The following is a 14795-nucleotide window of genomic DNA, read 5'->3' as shown; positions in this document are numbered from 1 at the left end:
CCGTCCCGCTCCGTCCGGATCAGGCCGACAGGGGGCGCTGTACGCGGATCGACTGGAGTAGTCCGATGGCCACCCAGACGGCGAACATCGACGAGCCTCCGTAGGAGACGAACGGCAGGGGCAGGCCGGCCACGGGCATGATGCCGAGGTTCATGCCGATGTTCTCGAAGGCCTGGAAGGCGAACCAGGCGATGATTCCGGCGGCCACGATGGTCCCGTACAGCTCGGTGGTCGCGCGGGCGATCATGCAGGCGCGCCACAGGACCACCCCGAGCAGGCCGAGGATCAGCAGGCCGCCGACGAAGCCGAGCTCCTCCCCCGCCACCGTGAACACGAAGTCGGTCTGCTGTTCCGGGACGAACTGGCCGGTGGTCTGCGGGCCCTTGAACAGGCCGGAGCCCGTCAGGCCGCCGCCGCCGATCGCGATCCGCGCCTGGTTGGTGTTGTAGCCGGCGCCGGAGGGGTCGAGCGCGGGGTTGGCGAAGGCGGCGAAGCGGTTGATCTGGTACTGGTCGAGCACGCCGAGCTGCCAGATCAGGATCGCGCCGGCGGTCCCGGCGCCGATCAGCCCGAGCACCCAGCGGTTGGAGGCTCCGGAGGCCAGCAGTACCCCGAGCACGATCACGACCATCACCATGACCGAGCCCAGGTCGGGCATCAGCATCACGATGCCCATGGGGGCGGCGGCCAGGCACAGTGCCTTGACCACGGTCCGGTGCTCGGGGTGCTCGAGGTCGCCCGCGTCCACCCGGGCCGCCAGCAGCATCGCCATCACCAGGATGATGGTGACCTTCACGAACTCCGAGGGCTGGAGCGAGAAGCCGCCGCCGACGACGATCCAGGCGTGGGCGCCGTTGATGGTGGCGCCGAGCGGAGTGAGCACGGCCGCGACCAGCACGAGCGAGAGCCCGTACAGGACGGGGACCGCGCCGCGCAGGGTGCGGTGGCCGAGGAGGACCGTCCCGATCATCAGCACCAGGCCGATGCCGGTGTTGAGCAGGTGGCGCCAGAGGAAGTACTGCGGGTCGCCCTGGTTGAGCGTGTCCCGGTGGCGGGTCGCCGACCACACCAGCAGGGCGCCGATCAGCGACATCGCGAGCGCCGAGAGCAGTATCGGCCAGTCGAGCCGTCGCAGGACCGAGTCGCGGGCCGTCAGCCGGGCGAGCGGGCCCTTCTGGGGCGCGTACCGGGATACGGAGAACTTGTTGGCGGTCTGCATCATCACGTCTCAGTCATGCCGCAGGGGGGGCGGGCCGGCGAGCGCGGGTGGCGCCAGCTCCTCCGGGGACGGGGGCACGTACGGCCGGATCTCGGGGGCTTCGATGGAGCCGTCGGGGTGGACGGTGGGCAGCTTCGCCTCCGGCTTGGGCAGCAGGGCCTTGGAGAGGTCCTGCTTGCCGGACATGGTGAGGCCGTACATCGCGTTGTAGATGTTGCGGACCGCGGGGCCCGAGGCGCCGGAGCCGGTGCCGCCCTGGGAGATCGTCATCACGATGGTGAAGTCGTCGGTGTAGGTCGCCAGCCACGAGGTGGTCTGCTTGCCGTAGACCTGGGCGGTGCCGGTCTTGGCCCGCATCGGGATCTTGTCGTTCGGCCAGCCGATGAACCGCCAGGCGGCGGTGCCGCCGGGCTCGACGACCATGCGCAGGCCGTGGTCGAGGTCGCTGACGGTCTTGGCGTCGACCGGCAGCTTGCCGTGGGCCGTGGGCCTGATCTCCTCGATCTTGCCGTCGGGGCTGATCACGGCCTTGCCGACGGTGGGGTCGTGGAGGGTGCCGCCGTTGCTGATGGCGGCGTAGGCGGTGGCCATCTGGATGGGGGTGACGAGGACGTCGCCCTGGCCGATGGCGAAGTTGATGCTGTCGAAGGCCTTCAGCTGGTTGCCCTCGAGGCAGTTCTCGTAGGCGATCTGCTCGACGTAGCTGCCGCCCTTCTTGCCCTGCTTGCACCAGGAGTCCTTGTTGGCCTCCCAGAAGTTCTTCTTCCACTGGCGGTCGGGGATGCGGCCGGTGACCTCATTGGGCAGGTCGATCCCGGTCTCGGAGCCGAGTCCGAACTCGCGGGCGGTCCGGTAGAACCAGTCGTGGGCGTCCTTCTTGGGCTCGAGGCCGCCGTCGCGGTTCCACTCCTTGTGACCGAGGGCGTAGAAGACGGTGTTGCAGGAGAACTTGAGGGCTTCGCCGAGGGTGATGGGGCCGTGCCCCTTGGACTCGAAGTTCGCGAAGCTGCGGCCGCCCATGTTGTAGGAGGCGCTGCAGTTGTACTTGTCGTCGAAGCCGTAGCCGGCGCGCACGGCCGCGCTCGCCGAGACCACCTTGAAGATGGAGCCCGCGGGGGCCTGGCCCTGGATGGCCCGGTTGAGCAGCGGGTAGTTGGAGTTCTTGCTGGTGAGGCTGGCGTAGTCCTGGCCGGAGATGCCGCCGACCCAGGCGTTGGGGTCGTAGTCGGGCTGGGAGGCCATCGCGACGACGCGGCCGGTCTTGGTCTCCATGACGACGACGGCGCCGGAGTCGGCCTCGTACTTGCGGCCGGTGATGTTGTCGGTCTCGTTGCGGACGACCTTCATCGCCTGGGCGAGCTCGTACTCGGCGACGGACTGGACCCGGGCGTCGATGCTGGTGACGAGGGTGGACCCGGCGACGCCCGGGTCGGACTTCGTCTGGTCCATGACCCGTCCGAGGTTGTCGACCTCGTACGAGGTGACCTGGGCCTTGCCGCGCAGCTCCCTGTCGTAGGTGCGCTCGAGTCCGGAGCGGCCGACCTGGTCCGAGCGCAGGTGCGGCGAGTCGGTGTCCTTGGCCTTCTGGATCTCGTCGTCGGTGACCGGGGAGAGGTAGCCGAGCACCTGCGCGGCGCGGGCCGCGCCGGGCGCCGGGTAGCGGCGTACCGCGGTGGGTTCGGCGGTGATGCCGGGGAAGTCCTCGGGGCGTTCGCGGATCTGGAGGGCCTGCTGGGTGGTGGCTTCCAGGGTGACCGGGATCGGCTGGTACGGGGAGCCGTTCCAGCAGGGCTTGGGGGTCTTGGAGTCGCAGAGCCGGACCTTGTCCATGACGTCCTGCGGCTTCATGTCCAGGACTCCGGCGAGGCGGGTCAGGACGGCCTTGCCCCGGTCCTTTATCCGCATCAGCTCGGTGCGGGACGCGGAGACCACCAGGCGGGTCTCGTTGTCGGCGATCGGCACGCCGCGGGCGTCCAGGATGGAGCCGCGCACGGCGGGCTGCACGACCCGCTGGACGTGGTTGTTCTTGGCCGCGTCGGCGTACTCGTGGCCGTTGCGGATCTGCAGGTACCAGAGCCGGCCACCGAGGGTGAACAGCAGGGAGAAGACGAGCACCTGGATGATGACGAGCCGGATCTGCACCCGGGGGGTGCGGCCGGTCTCCGGAATGTTGGTCATGCCTCGTGCTCCCCCGTCACAGCTTCTTGACGTTCTTCACGCCTTTGACGCCCTTTATCCGGCCGGCCCGGTTCGCACGGCCGCGGGACGTCCGCAGGCGCAGGCCGCCCCGCTGGGTGCCGATGCGCAGTCCGGTGCCGCCGGCCAGCCAGCCGGAGGACACGTCGGCTCCCTGCGCCGGACCGCCGTTGGCCTCCACGGCCATCGGGTCGTTCTCGGCGCGGCGGGCGAGGGCCATGATGAACGGCACCGTGAAGGGGGCCAGCAGCAGGTCGTACAGGACTGCGGTGAACAGCAGGCTGCCGAGGCCGACGTGGCGTTCCGCGGTGTCGCCGACCAGGGCGCCGACCCCGACGTAGAGCAGGATCGAGCCGACGGCGGCGGCCAGCACGGTGAGCATCGGGCCCCAGGCGGAGCGGAACCGGCCGTTGTCGGGGCGGGCCAGGCCGGCGAGGTAGCCGATGAGGCACAGGACGAGGGCGTAGCGGCCGGCCGCGTGGTCGGCGGGCGGGGACAGATCGGCGAGGAGTCCGGCGCCGAAGCCGAGCAGGGCGCCGGAGGTCGCCCCGTACACCAGGGACAGGGCGACGACGGTGAGCAGCAGCAGGTCGGGGACGGCTCCGGGGAGCTGGAGCCGGCCCAGGATCGTGACCTGGACGACGAGGGCGACCACGACGAGGGTGGAGGAGAGCAGGATCCGGTTGAAGCGCATGGCTCAGCTCTCCTCCTCGTCCGCGGGCCGGCCGGAGACGCTCGGGGAGGGCGTGACCGTGACGGTGACCGTCGGCGTGGGCTTCGGGGGCTCGGGCTTGGGCGGCAGGACGGCGTCGCGCGGGTCCTCGCGCGGCGGCATCACGACCACGCCGACGATGTCGAGGCGGGAGAAGCCGACGAACGGCCGGACGTGCACGGTGCGGGTGAGGCCACCGCCGGAGGGGTCGACGCGGACCACCTCGCCGAGCGGGACGCCGGGCACGAAGGGCTTGTTGGCGCGGGAGCCGAAGGTGACCAGGCGGTCGCCGGGGCTGACCTTGGCGCGGCCGTTGAGCATCTGGACGGACAGGGCGCGGTCGCCCTGGCCGGTGGCGAAGCCGAGTTCGCCGGTGCCTTCCAGCCGGGTGCCGACGGTGAAGTCGGGGTCGTTGGCGAGCAGCACGGTGGCGGTGTCGGGGCCGACGGTGGTGACCCGGCCGACCAGTCCGTCCCCGTTGAGGACGGACATGTCGCGCTCGATGCCGTCCTTGCTGCCCGCGTCGATGGTGACGGTCCAGGAGAAGCCCTGGGCCGCTCCTATGGCGATGACCTCGGCGCCCTTGATGCCGTACTGCCCGGAGCCGGCCCGCTTGAGCATCTCGTCGAGCTCGTGGATGCGGCTGCGGGTCCGGTCGTCGCTGCCCAGCTTGGACTTCAGGGCGGTGTTCTCGCGCTCCAGCGTCGCGATCCGGTTGTGGCGCGCGTCGGAGTCGCGTACGGCCCCTATGGCGTTGGCGACCGGGTCCACCGCGGTCGCGACGCCCTTCTCGACAGGGCCGAAGACCGCTGCCGCGGCCTTCCGGGCACCGTCGACCGGTGACTCCTCGCCCGCTCTGATGTCCACCGTGATCAATGCGAACGCGATGGCGATCAGCAGCACCAGGAGCAGCCGGCTCTCTCGTGTGTCCCTCACGTGCGGCGGCCGTGCCTTCCTCGTAGAAACCGTGCGGCGGAGCCGCTCCGGCGAAGCCGGGGCTGCACCGGACTGTGCCTGTATATCAACGATCCGCCGCACGGGCGCGGTAGCACCCGTACGGCGGATCCTTGTGTTCCACATGCCCCGTTACGGGGATTTGATCACCGTCGGGGCTGGGCGTCCAGAACCTGCTGGAGGGCCTCGAACTCCTCGACGCACTTGCCGGAGCCGAGGGCCACGGAGTCGAGGGGGTCTTCGGCGATGTGGATGGGCATGCCGGTCTCACGGCGCAGCCGCTCGTCGAGGCCGCGCAGCAGGGCGCCGCCGCCGGTGAGCACGATGCCGCGGTCCATGATGTCGCCGGAGAGCTCCGGCGGGCACTTGTCGAGGGTGGTCTTGACGGCGTCGACGATGGAGTTGACCGGCTCCTCGATGGCCTTGCGCACCTCGGCGGCGGAGATGACCACGGTCTTCGGGAGGCCGGAGACGAGGTCGCGGCCGCGGATCTCGGTGTGCTCGTCCTTGTCGAGGTCGTACGCCGACCCGATGGTGATCTTGATCTGCTCGGCGGTGCGCTCGCCGAGGAGGAGCGAGTACTCCTTCTTGATGTGCTGGATGATCGCGTTGTCCAGCTCGTCGCCGGCCACCCGGATGGACTGCGCCGTGACGATTCCGCCGAGGGAGATGACGGCGACCTCGGTGGTGCCGCCGCCGATGTCCACGACCATGTTGCCGGTGGCCTCGTGGACGGGCAGGCCCGAGCCGATGGCGGCGGCCATGGGCTCCTCGATGATGTGCACCTGGCGGGCGCCGGCCTGCGTGGACGCCTCGATGACGGCGCGCCGCTCCACTCCCGTGATGCCGGAGGGAACGCAGACCACGACGCGCGGGCGCGCCAGGTAGCGACGCTTGTGGATCTTGAGGATGAAGTAACGGAGCATGCGCTCGGTGATCTCGAAGTCGGCGATCACGCCGTCCTTGAGGGGGCGTACGGCGACGATGTTGCCGGGCGTCCGGCCGATCATCTTCTTCGCCTCGGAACCGACCGCCAGGATGCCACCGGTGTTCGTGTTGATGGCGACCACGGACGGCTCGTTCAGGACGATTCCCCGGCCCCTCACGTACACCAGCGTGTTGGCGGTCCCGAGGTCGATCGCCATGTCACGGCCGATGAACGACATGTTGTTCCCCTTGTTCCCCATGAGGAGCGTCTGGCCTTCCAGTTGATAGCGGCTGCTGTCAGGTCGGCGAGGTGGGTGTGTGGGTGGAGGCCCCATCGTAGTGCCGTGAGTACGAACACCGCGCGACGGGACTCCGGCGATCCCGCCGGAACGGAGACCCGCCCCCTTAGTGGTGACGTCGTGTCCTGGCCATGCGTTCCCGGTCGGCGCCCGCTATACCGAAGGGCGACCGAAATTACTTCGGTCGCCCCAGGTCATGAGCGCTATTTGGCTGATGTCGCGTCAGGAAGGAGCGCTCGGGAACGGCTCGCGGACGCTCAGAGAGCCGGGAAGAACAGCTTCAGCTCGCGCTCCGCGGACTCCTCGGAGTCCGAGGCGTGGATGAGGTTCTCGCGGACGATCGTGCCGAAGTCCCCCCGGATGGAGCCGGGCGCGGAGGCGATCGGGTCGGTGGGTCCGGCCAGCTGGCGGACACCCTCGATCGCGCGTTCCCCTTCCACGACGAGGACGACGACCGGACCGCTCGCCATGAAGCCCATCAGGGGCTCGTAGAACGGCTTGCCCTTGTGCTCACCGTAGTGGGACTCCAGGGTCTCCGCATCCAGGGTGCGCAGCTCCAGCGCGGGAATGGTCCAGCCCGCCTTCCGCTCGATGCGGCCGATGATCTCGCCGACCAGGCCGCGCCTGACGGCGTCCGGCTTGAGGATGACGAGCGTGCGCTGGGTCATGTGACAACTCCTTGCGGCAAACGGGTGCGGTGGCACGAATCTACAGGGCCGATACGGTGACCCGTCACGCAGCGTCAGGGGCAGCGGCTTCCGCCTGCGCGGCGGCCCAGCTCGCCTTGATCGCGTCGATCCGGCGGCCGTAGTGCACCGAGCACCACCACAGGCCGGCGAAGACCGCACCCAGGAAGAACATCGTCGGGACCACGAAACCGCTCGCGATCAGGCCGATCTGCAGCGCCCAGCCGAGCTGCACCGCGCCGGGGCGCGACAGCATCCCGCACAGCAGCACCGACAGCAGCATCGTCACGCCGCAGACCGTCCACACCTGGGCCTGGGTCAGGTCCGGGTTCTTCATGGCCACCAGGCCCGCGAAGCCGACGATGAAGAATTCACCGATCAGCGTGCTCGCGCAGAGCGTGCGCATCGATCCCTCAGCCCTTCTTGAACAGCAGGCGGGCCTCGCCCACCGTGATCACGGAACCGGTCACCAGGACCCCGGCCCCTCCGTATTCGGCCTCTTCCTCCGCCAGGGTGACCGCCGCCTCCAGGGCGTCGTCCAGCCGCGGCTCCACCTGCACCCGGTCCGCACCGAAGACCTCGACCGCGATCGCCGCCAGCTCGTCCGCGCCCATCGCCCGGTGGCTGGTGTTCTCGGTGACCACGACCTCCGCGAAGATCGGCTCGAAGGCCTCCAGGACCCCCTTGACGTCCTTGCCCTCGCTCGCCGCCACGACCCCGATCAGCCGGCTGAAGCCGAAGGCCTCGGTCACCGCCTCCGCCGTGACCTGCGCCCCCGCCGGGTTGTGCGCGGCGTCCAGGATCACCGTCGGGCTGCGGCGCACGACCTCCATGCGGCCCGGCGAGGTCACCGAGGCGAAGGCCCGCCGCACCGTGTCCCCGTCCAGCTCCCGCGCGTGCTCCCCGCCGACCCCGAAGAAGGCCTCCACGGCCGCCAGCGCGACCGCCGCGTTGTGCGCCATGTGGGCCCCGTACAGCGGCAGGAAGATGCCGTCGTACTCGCCGCCCATCCCGCGCAGGGTCAGCATCTGGCCGCCGACCGCCACCTCGCGGGAGACGACGCCGAACTCCATGCCCTCGCGGGCCACCGTCGCGTCGACCTCCACGGCCTTCTTCAGCAGCACCTGCGCCGCGTCCACCGGCTGCTGCGCCAGGATCACGGTGGCGTCCTGCTTGATGACGCCGCCCTTCTCCAGGGCGATCTCGCCGGGCGTGGAGCCGAGCCGGTCCGTGTGGTCCAGGCTGATCGGGGTGATCACCGCGACCGTCCCGTCGATCACGTTGGTGGCGTCCCAGCTGCCGCCCATGCCGACCTCGACGACGGCCACGTCGACCGGCGCGTCCGCGAAGGCCGCGTACGCCATGCCCGTGAGCACCTCGAAGAACGACAGCCGGTACTCCTCGGCGGCGTCGACCATCTCCACGTACGGCTTCACGTCGTGGTAGGTCTCGACGAAGCGCTCGGCGCTGATCGGCGCCCCGTCGAGGCTGATGCGCTCGGTGACCGACCGCACGTGCGGGCTGGTGTAGCGGCCCGTGCGCAGGTCGAAGGCGTTCAGCAGGGACTCGATCATGCGGGCCGTGCTGGTCTTGCCGTTGGTGCCGGTGACGTGGATGGACGGGTACGCGCGCTGCGGCTCGCCCAGTACGTCCATCAGCGCGGCGATCCGGCTGACGGACGGCTCCAGCTTGGTCTCGCCCCAGCGGGTGGCGAGCTCCTGCTCCACCTCCAGCAGCGCCTTCGCCACCTCGGGGTCCTCGGGGCGGGTCGGCACGGGGTCGCCCGACGGCGGCCCGGCCTGCGCGCGCAGGGTACGGCTGCCGGCCTCGATCACCGCCAGGTCGGGGCTGCGGTCGGACTCTTCCGCCACTATCTGGTCGAACTCGTCGAAGGTACCGTCGCGGTCGCGGTCGTGGCTCTCGGGCTGCTGCTCACTCACGGGTCCAGTCTACGGACGAGGATGCCCAGGTCTTTCGACCTGGGCATCTCGAGATCTTCGGCGACGGGCGCACCTGATCGTTATGCAAGCGTCTCTGATTGGCCTGGCGATCCCGAGTCACCTCAGGACTCGTGCCCGACAGGATGCCGGAAACACGCCAATCGTCTTCGTGCCCTGGTACCGACCGGCTTACCGGCGGCCCGTGTGAGCACGTCCCTCCGGACGCTGGTTGGCCCAGCCTGCACGGCTATAGGGCCAAGGAGGGTGCCCGACGTCGCCTGGGCGCCGGGCGTGCGCACACATATTGTCACAGGTCGACTACGGACCGCTAGGTGAAGTTGGTCGAGATGATCCGGCTTCGTCCGCAAGGCGGTGCCCGGCCGGCGCACGCGCACCCGGATGGTGATCTGCGTACCGTCCGGGGTGACCCCGGTCGAGCGGCGGGCCATCGTCCACGCCTCCACCCGGGCCGGCGCCAGGACGGTCCACCTCATCGAGGAACCGATGGCGGCGGCGATCGGCGCCGGCCTGCCGGTCGCCGAAGCACGCGGCTCGATGGTCGTGGACATCGGCGGCGGCACCTCGGAGGTCGCCGTGATCTCCCTCGGCGGGATCGTCACCTCCCAGTCCCTGCGCGTCGGCGGGGACCGGATGGACGCCGCGATCATCGACCGCGTACGCAAGGAACACGCGCTGCTCATCGGCGAACGCACCGCCGAGGACGTCAAGGTCGCCATCGGCTCGGCCTGGCCGGTCCCCGACCGCCCCGAGCTGGAGACCCGCACCTTCACCGTGCGCGGCCGGGAGAAGGTCGGCGGCATGCCCAAGACCCTGGAGCTGCGCATCGCCTCCGCGACCGGCATCCCGGTCTTCGTCGCGGACGCCCCGCTGGACTGCGTGGCCCTCGGGTCCGGCCGCTGCGTCGAGGACCTGGACACCCTGGGCGGCCTGCTGGCCCCGGCCAGGGCCTGATCAGCCGCGCGGCATCGTCGCGACGACCTCGTACGAGTCCGGCGTCCGCGTCGCCGTCAGGGTGCCCCCGAGGCTGCGGACGCGCTCGGCCATGCTCGCCGTGCCCGAGCCGGCCGAGACCGGGGCCCGGCCCGGGGCCCCGGCCGGCAGGCCGTTGCTGACGGCGATCCTCAGGTGCGGGCCGTCCATGCGGATCGCCACGTCGATGGTCTCGCCGCGCGCGTGCTTGGCGGCGTTGGTCAGGCACTCCTGCACCACCCGGTAGACCGCCGCCTGCCGCAGCGGCGACAGCGCGTACGCCTGCGGGTCCATCGCCAGCCGGACCGGCGAACCGGCCCGCCCGCTCTGCTCCGCCAGCGCCGCCAGCCCGTCCACACCGGGGGTCGCGGCCCGCTCCCCGCGCTGCACGATGATCTCGTTCAGCACCAGGTGCGCCCGCCGGGCGGTGTCCGACAGCTCCTCGAAGTCCTTCGCGTACGGGGTCTCGCGCGCCCGCATCGACAGCACCTCGGAGCGCACCGTCAGCAGGGTCAGCTCCCGCCCGACGAAGTCGTGGACGTCGCGGGCGACGGAGGTGCGCTCCTGCTGGACGGCGTTCAGCACCGCCGACTCGGCCCGCCGCGCCTCCAGCTCGCGCACCAGGTCGTGCCGGTAGGCGGCGATCCCGACGGCGGAGGCGAGCACCCCGATGGGCACCACCAGGCTGAGGAAGGCGCTGAGCGTCTCGACCCTCTGCTCGGGCCAGCCCGGCAGGCTGAACACCGAGAGCGCGAAGGCCACGTACCCGAGGGTGGCCAGGATCGCGGCGCGGCGCCCCCGGTACCGGCCGACGGAGTACAGGGCGAACTGGATCAGGGTCAGCTCGTGCAGCCAGCCGATGAACAGCAGGGCGGTCAGGAACGCCGCCCACGGCATCCGGCGCCGGATCAGCAGCGTCGAGCACCCCACGGTGAGCACGACAGCCGCCCCCACACCGCTCAGCGAGTTGTCGGCGGCGGCGAGCCCGGGCAGGTCCAGCGTCATCAGGGCCAGGCAGCTCAGCGCCGTGAGGACGTCCTGCGCCCGGGGCGAGGCACCCCGGCTCTCGGCCATCCGGCGGCCGGAGGCCACGACCCGGTGGAACGCCGAGAGGGCGGGCTTGACGTGCATTCCCCCATCATCCGTGGTCCGCGCCCGGGATCGGATCAGCGACCGGGACATATCAAGTGATATACGGCACTCCGCTTGCCGCCGGACAGCACCGGACGGGCACGCGAAAGGCCCCCCACCGAACGGCGGGGGGCCTTCGCGCATTCACCGGCTACGCGGCGGGCAGCGAGTCCAGCTGCGCCTGGATCCGGGCGATGTCGGCCTCGGCCTTGGCGAGGCGGCCCTTGATCTTGTCCACGACGTTGTCGGGGGCCTTGGCCAGGAAGGCCTCGTTCCCGAGCTTCGCCTCGGCCTGCTGCTTCTCCTTCTCGGCGGCGCCGAGGTCCTTGGAGAGGCGCTTGCGCTCGGCGGCCACGTCGATGGTCCCGGACAGGTCGAGGGCCACGGTGGCCCCGGCGACCGGCAGGGTCGCGGTGGCGCTGAACTCCTCGCCCTCCGGCTGGAGGCGCAGCAGCTGCCGGATGGCGGCCTCGTGCGCGGCCAGCGTCGTACCGGCCAGGTCCAGGCGGGCCGGGACCTTCTGGCCGGGCTGGAGACCCTGGTCGGCGCGGAAGCGGCGGACCTCGGTGACGACGGCCTGGAGGTTCTCGATCTCCGCCTCGGCGGCGTCGTCGCGGAAGCCACTGTCCTTGGGCCAGTCGGCGACCACGAGGGACTCGCCACCGGTCAGGGTGGTCCACAGCGTTTCGGTGACGAAGGGGACGATCGGGTGCAGCAGGCGCAGGGTCGTGTCCAGGACCTCGCCGAGGACCCGGCCGGAGACCCGGGCACCCTCGCCGCCCGCGAAGAAGGTCGTCTTCGACAGCTCGACGTACCAGTCGAAGACCTCGTCCCACGCGAAGTGGTAGAGGGCCTCGCTGAGCTTGGAGAACTGGAAGTCCTCGTAGTACGCGTCCACCTGCGCGACCGTCTTGTTCAGGCGCGACAGGATCCAGCGGTCGGTCGCCGACATCTCCTCGGGGGCCGGCAGCTCGCCCTCGATCGTCGCGCCGTTCATCAGCGCGAAGCGGGTGGCGTTCCAGATCTTGTTGGCGAAGTTGCGCGACGCCTGGACCCAGTCCTCGCCGATCGGGACGTCGGTGCCGGGGTTGGCGCCCTTGGCCAGGGTGAAGCGGACGGCGTCGGAGCCGTACTTGTCCATCCAGTCCAGCGGGTCGACGACGTTGCCGAAGGACTTCGACATCTTCTTGCCGCGCTCGTCGCGGACCAGGCCGGTCAGCGCGATCGTCTTGAAGGGGACCTCGCCGTCCATGGCGTACAGGCCGAACATCATCATCCGGGCGACCCAGAAGAAGATGATGTCGTGGCCGGTGACCAGGACGTCGGTGGAGTAGAACTTCGCCAGGTCCGGGGTCTTCTCCGGCCAGCCGAGCGTGGAGAACGGCCACAGGCCGGACGAGAACCAGGTGTCGAGGACGTCGGTGTCCTGGACCCAGCCCTCGCCGGTCGGCGCCTCGTCGTCGGGACCGACGCAGACGACCTCGCCGTCCGGGCCGTACCAGACCGGGATGCGGTGGCCCCACCACAGCTGGCGCGAGATGCACCAGTCGTTGAGGTTGTCGACCCAGTCGAAGTAGCGCTTCTCCATCTCCTGCGGGTGGATCGCGACGCGGCCGTCACGGACGGCGTCGCCGGCGGCCTTGGCCAGCGTGTCGACCTTGACCCACCACTGGAGGGACAGGCGCGGCTCGACGGTGGTGGAGCAGCGCGAGCAGTGCCCGACGGAGTGCATGTACGGACGCTTCTCGGCGACGATCCGGCCCTGCTGGCGCAGGGCGCCGACGACCGCGGAACGCGCCTCGAAGCGGTCCAGGCCGAGGAAGGGGCCGTGGACGGTGATGACACCGTGCTCGTCCATGATCGTCATGTTGGGCAGGCCGTGGCGCTGCCCGATGGCGAAGTCGTTCGGGTCGTGCGCCGGGGTCACCTTGACGCAGCCGGTGCCGAACTCGGGGTCGACGTGCGTGTCCGCGACGACCGGGATCGAACGGTCGGTGAGCGGCAGCTTGATGAGCTTGCCGACGAGGTGCTTGTAGCGCTCGTCGTCCGGGTGGACGGCGATGGCCGTGTCACCGAGCATCGTCTCGGCGCGGGTGGTGGCGACGACGAGGGTGTCCTCGCCCTCGCCGTACGTGATGGAGACGAGCTCGCCCGCGTCCTCCTGGTACTCCACCTCGATGTCGGAGATGGCCGTCAGGCAGCGGGGGCACCAGTTGATGATGCGCTCGGCGCGGTAGATCAGCTCGTCGTCGTAGAGCTTCTTGAAGATCGTCTGGACGGCCTTGGACAGGCCCTCGTCCATGGTGAACCGCTCACGGCTCCAGTCCACACCATCACCCAGCCGCCGCATCTGGCCGAGGATCTTGCCGCCGTACTCTTCCTTCCACTGCCAGACCCGGTCGACGAACTCCTCGCGGCCCAGGTCGTGGCGGGACTTGCCCTCCTCGGCGAGCTGCTGCTCGACCTTGTTCTGGGTGGCGATGCCGGCGTGGTCCATGCCCGGCAGCCACAGCGACTCGAACCCCTGCATCCGCTTGCGGCGGGTGAGGGCGTCCATGAGCGTGTGCTGGAAGGCGTGCCCCAGGTGGAGCGAGCCGGTGACGTTCGGCGGCGGGATGACGATGGTGTACGCGGGCTTCTCGCTCGCGGGGTCGGCCGTGAAGTACCCACGCTCTACCCAGCGCTCGTAGAGCTTCCCCTCTACCTCGGCCGGCGCGTACTGGGTCGGCAGTTCGGAGTTGGGGGCACTGGGTGTCTGCGTGTTCTCGGTCACGGGCCACAGTTTAGGGCCGTGACAGTCCAGTCCTGAAACCCTTGACGTGCCGCCTCGCCTTGTCGGCTGCGGCTTCCTGCTTCATCACGCTGTGCCGGGGCTTTCGTCCTGGTCTTACCCGCGCTCCACGAGGCGTTTCGCCTGTCCGCCCGCCCGGCGGCCAGAGTGTTGATCGCCGCGTTCTCGTCCCGGTCGTGGACCGTGCCACACCCCGGACACGTCCACTCCCGGACCTGGAGGGGCTTCGGCCCGTCCCTGCGTCCACAGAGGGAGCAGACCTGCGAGGTCGGCTCGAAGCGGTCGATCTTCCCGAAGTGGCGGCCGTGCTTGAGCTTCTTCTCCGCCCGCCGCAGGAACCTGGGCGAGGAGATCTTCGTACCGTCGGACAGGACAGCGAACGTCGTCAGACCCAGGTCGATCCCGACCTCGCTGTCCCGTTCGGGGAGAACATCCGGCTGCGTATCCACCACGAAGCTGGCGAAGTACCGTCCGGCCGCATCCTTGACCACCGTCAGGGAGGTCGGCGGGGCGGGCAGCGGCCGCGACCACCTCACTCTCAGGTCGCCCACCTTGGCCACGTACACCCGGCCGTCGTCCCGGAGGGCGAAAGCGTTGGTGTTGAGCCGCACGCACTGCCGGGAGTCCTTCTTGGACTTGAACCGAGGCGGGCCGTACTTCCGGCCCTTTCGGCTGCCCTTCAGCGATTCGAAGAAGTTCCTGAAAGCGGCGTCCAAGTCCCTCAGCGACTGCTGGAGCCTCTTCGACAGCTCGGCTGATGACACGTACGGCATACCTGCCGCGTGAGCGTCCTTGCGGACCCGAAGGCAGTCGTTCCGCACCACACGCGCACACCCGAACACCTGTGCCAGTGCTGAGCGCTGGGCGGCGTCCGGATACACCCGGTAGTTGTAACGAAGCTGCACATTCAGCAACGTAGACGCCGGCGTCCTCCGCTCCGCCCCCGTGAC

Annotated in this window: 11 protein-coding genes and 1 pseudogene; 1 reads left to right on the top strand and 11 read right to left on the bottom strand. The window is 70.0% G+C overall.

Annotated features, from left to right (window positions below; all coding sequences use genetic code 11):
* Nucleotides 1–19: 19 nt before the first annotated feature.
* The 8 genes from rodA to OOK34_RS18100 all read right to left on the bottom strand — a co-directional run bounded on the left by rodA (nucleotide 20) and on the right by OOK34_RS18100 (nucleotide 8933).
* Nucleotides 20–1219: a rod shape-determining protein RodA gene (rodA, locus tag OOK34_RS18135; RefSeq protein WP_267036796.1), complete on the bottom strand. Its 1200-nt coding sequence runs from the start codon at nucleotides 1217–1219 to the stop codon at nucleotides 20–22.
* A gap of 9 nt (nucleotides 1220–1228) precedes the next feature.
* The gene (gene mrdA / locus OOK34_RS18130) at nucleotides 1229–3397 is read right to left on the bottom strand and encodes a penicillin-binding protein 2 (protein WP_267034906.1); all 2169 of its coding nucleotides are present in this window, start codon (nucleotides 3395–3397) and stop codon (nucleotides 1229–1231) included.
* A 16-nt stretch (nucleotides 3398–3413) separates the two neighbouring features.
* The gene (gene mreD, locus OOK34_RS18125) at nucleotides 3414–4109 is read right to left on the bottom strand and encodes a rod shape-determining protein MreD (protein WP_267034905.1); all 696 of its coding nucleotides are present in this window, start codon (nucleotides 4107–4109) and stop codon (nucleotides 3414–3416) included.
* 3 nt (nucleotides 4110–4112) lie between these two features.
* Nucleotides 4113–5063, bottom strand: coding sequence for a rod shape-determining protein MreC (gene mreC / locus OOK34_RS18120; protein WP_267034904.1), 951 nt, complete (start codon nucleotides 5061–5063; stop codon nucleotides 4113–4115).
* A 164-nt stretch (nucleotides 5064–5227) separates the two neighbouring features.
* Nucleotides 5228–6247: a rod shape-determining protein gene (locus tag OOK34_RS18115; RefSeq protein WP_030008578.1), complete on the bottom strand. Its 1020-nt coding sequence runs from the start codon at nucleotides 6245–6247 to the stop codon at nucleotides 5228–5230.
* 317 nt (nucleotides 6248–6564) lie between these two features.
* On the bottom strand, nucleotides 6565–6975 hold the full coding sequence (ndk, locus tag OOK34_RS18110) for a nucleoside-diphosphate kinase (protein ID WP_267034903.1): 411 nt from the start codon (nucleotides 6973–6975) through the stop codon (nucleotides 6565–6567).
* A 64-nt stretch (nucleotides 6976–7039) separates the two neighbouring features.
* Nucleotides 7040–7399 (bottom strand): DUF4233 domain-containing protein, encoded by a 360-nt coding sequence (locus OOK34_RS18105; protein ID WP_267034902.1) that lies wholly within the window; start codon nucleotides 7397–7399, stop codon nucleotides 7040–7042.
* A gap of 7 nt (nucleotides 7400–7406) precedes the next feature.
* Complete coding sequence (locus tag OOK34_RS18100) at nucleotides 7407–8933, bottom strand: folylpolyglutamate synthase/dihydrofolate synthase family protein (protein ID WP_267034901.1); 1527 nt, start codon at nucleotides 8931–8933, stop codon at nucleotides 7407–7409.
* Between the two features lie 357 nt (nucleotides 8934–9290).
* Between OOK34_RS18100 and OOK34_RS18095 the strand changes: the two are divergent.
* Nucleotides 9291–9905, top strand: a pseudogene (locus OOK34_RS18095) (rod shape-determining protein); the annotation flags it as partial.
* Here OOK34_RS18095 and OOK34_RS18090 read toward each other — a convergent pair.
* The 3 genes from OOK34_RS18090 to OOK34_RS18080 form a co-directional block, all read right to left on the bottom strand.
* The gene (locus OOK34_RS18090) at nucleotides 9906–11054 is read right to left on the bottom strand and encodes a sensor histidine kinase (RefSeq protein WP_267034900.1); all 1149 of its coding nucleotides are present in this window, start codon (nucleotides 11052–11054) and stop codon (nucleotides 9906–9908) included.
* A 151-nt stretch (nucleotides 11055–11205) separates the two neighbouring features.
* Nucleotides 11206–13827: a valine--tRNA ligase gene (locus tag OOK34_RS18085; protein ID WP_267034899.1), complete on the bottom strand. Its 2622-nt coding sequence runs from the start codon at nucleotides 13825–13827 to the stop codon at nucleotides 11206–11208.
* Complete coding sequence (locus OOK34_RS18080) at nucleotides 13824–14750, bottom strand: RNA-guided endonuclease TnpB family protein (protein ID WP_267034898.1); 927 nt, start codon at nucleotides 14748–14750, stop codon at nucleotides 13824–13826. Before OOK34_RS18080 ends, OOK34_RS18085 begins: the two co-directional genes overlap by 4 nt.
* Nucleotides 14751–14795: the final 45 nt, after the last annotated feature.

Origin of the sequence: Streptomyces sp. NBC_00091 (assembly GCF_026343185.1) — a bacterium.
Taxonomy (GTDB): domain Bacteria; phylum Actinomycetota; class Actinomycetes; order Streptomycetales; family Streptomycetaceae; genus Streptomyces.
This window is presented reverse-complemented; position numbering and strand designations above follow the sequence as displayed.

Coding starts and splice junctions, on each gene's coding strand:
- OOK34_RS18105 (WP_267034902.1), bottom strand. CDS start 7,399: ATGCGCACGCTCTGCGCGAGCACGCTGATCGGTGAATTCTTCATCGTC.
- OOK34_RS18090 (WP_267034900.1), bottom strand. CDS start 11,054: ATGCACGTCAAGCCCGCCCTCTCGGCGTTCCACCGGGTCGTGGCCTCC.
- OOK34_RS18115 (WP_030008578.1), bottom strand. CDS start 6,247: ATGTCGTTCATCGGCCGTGACATGGCGATCGACCTCGGGACCGCCAAC.
- rodA (WP_267036796.1), bottom strand. CDS start 1,219: ATGCAGACCGCCAACAAGTTCTCCGTATCCCGGTACGCGCCCCAGAAG.
- mrdA (WP_267034906.1), bottom strand. CDS start 3,397: ATGACCAACATTCCGGAGACCGGCCGCACCCCCCGGGTGCAGATCCGG.
- mreD (WP_267034905.1), bottom strand. CDS start 4,109: ATGCGCTTCAACCGGATCCTGCTCTCCTCCACCCTCGTCGTGGTCGCC.
- ndk (WP_267034903.1), bottom strand. CDS start 6,975: ATGACCCAGCGCACGCTCGTCATCCTCAAGCCGGACGCCGTCAGGCGC.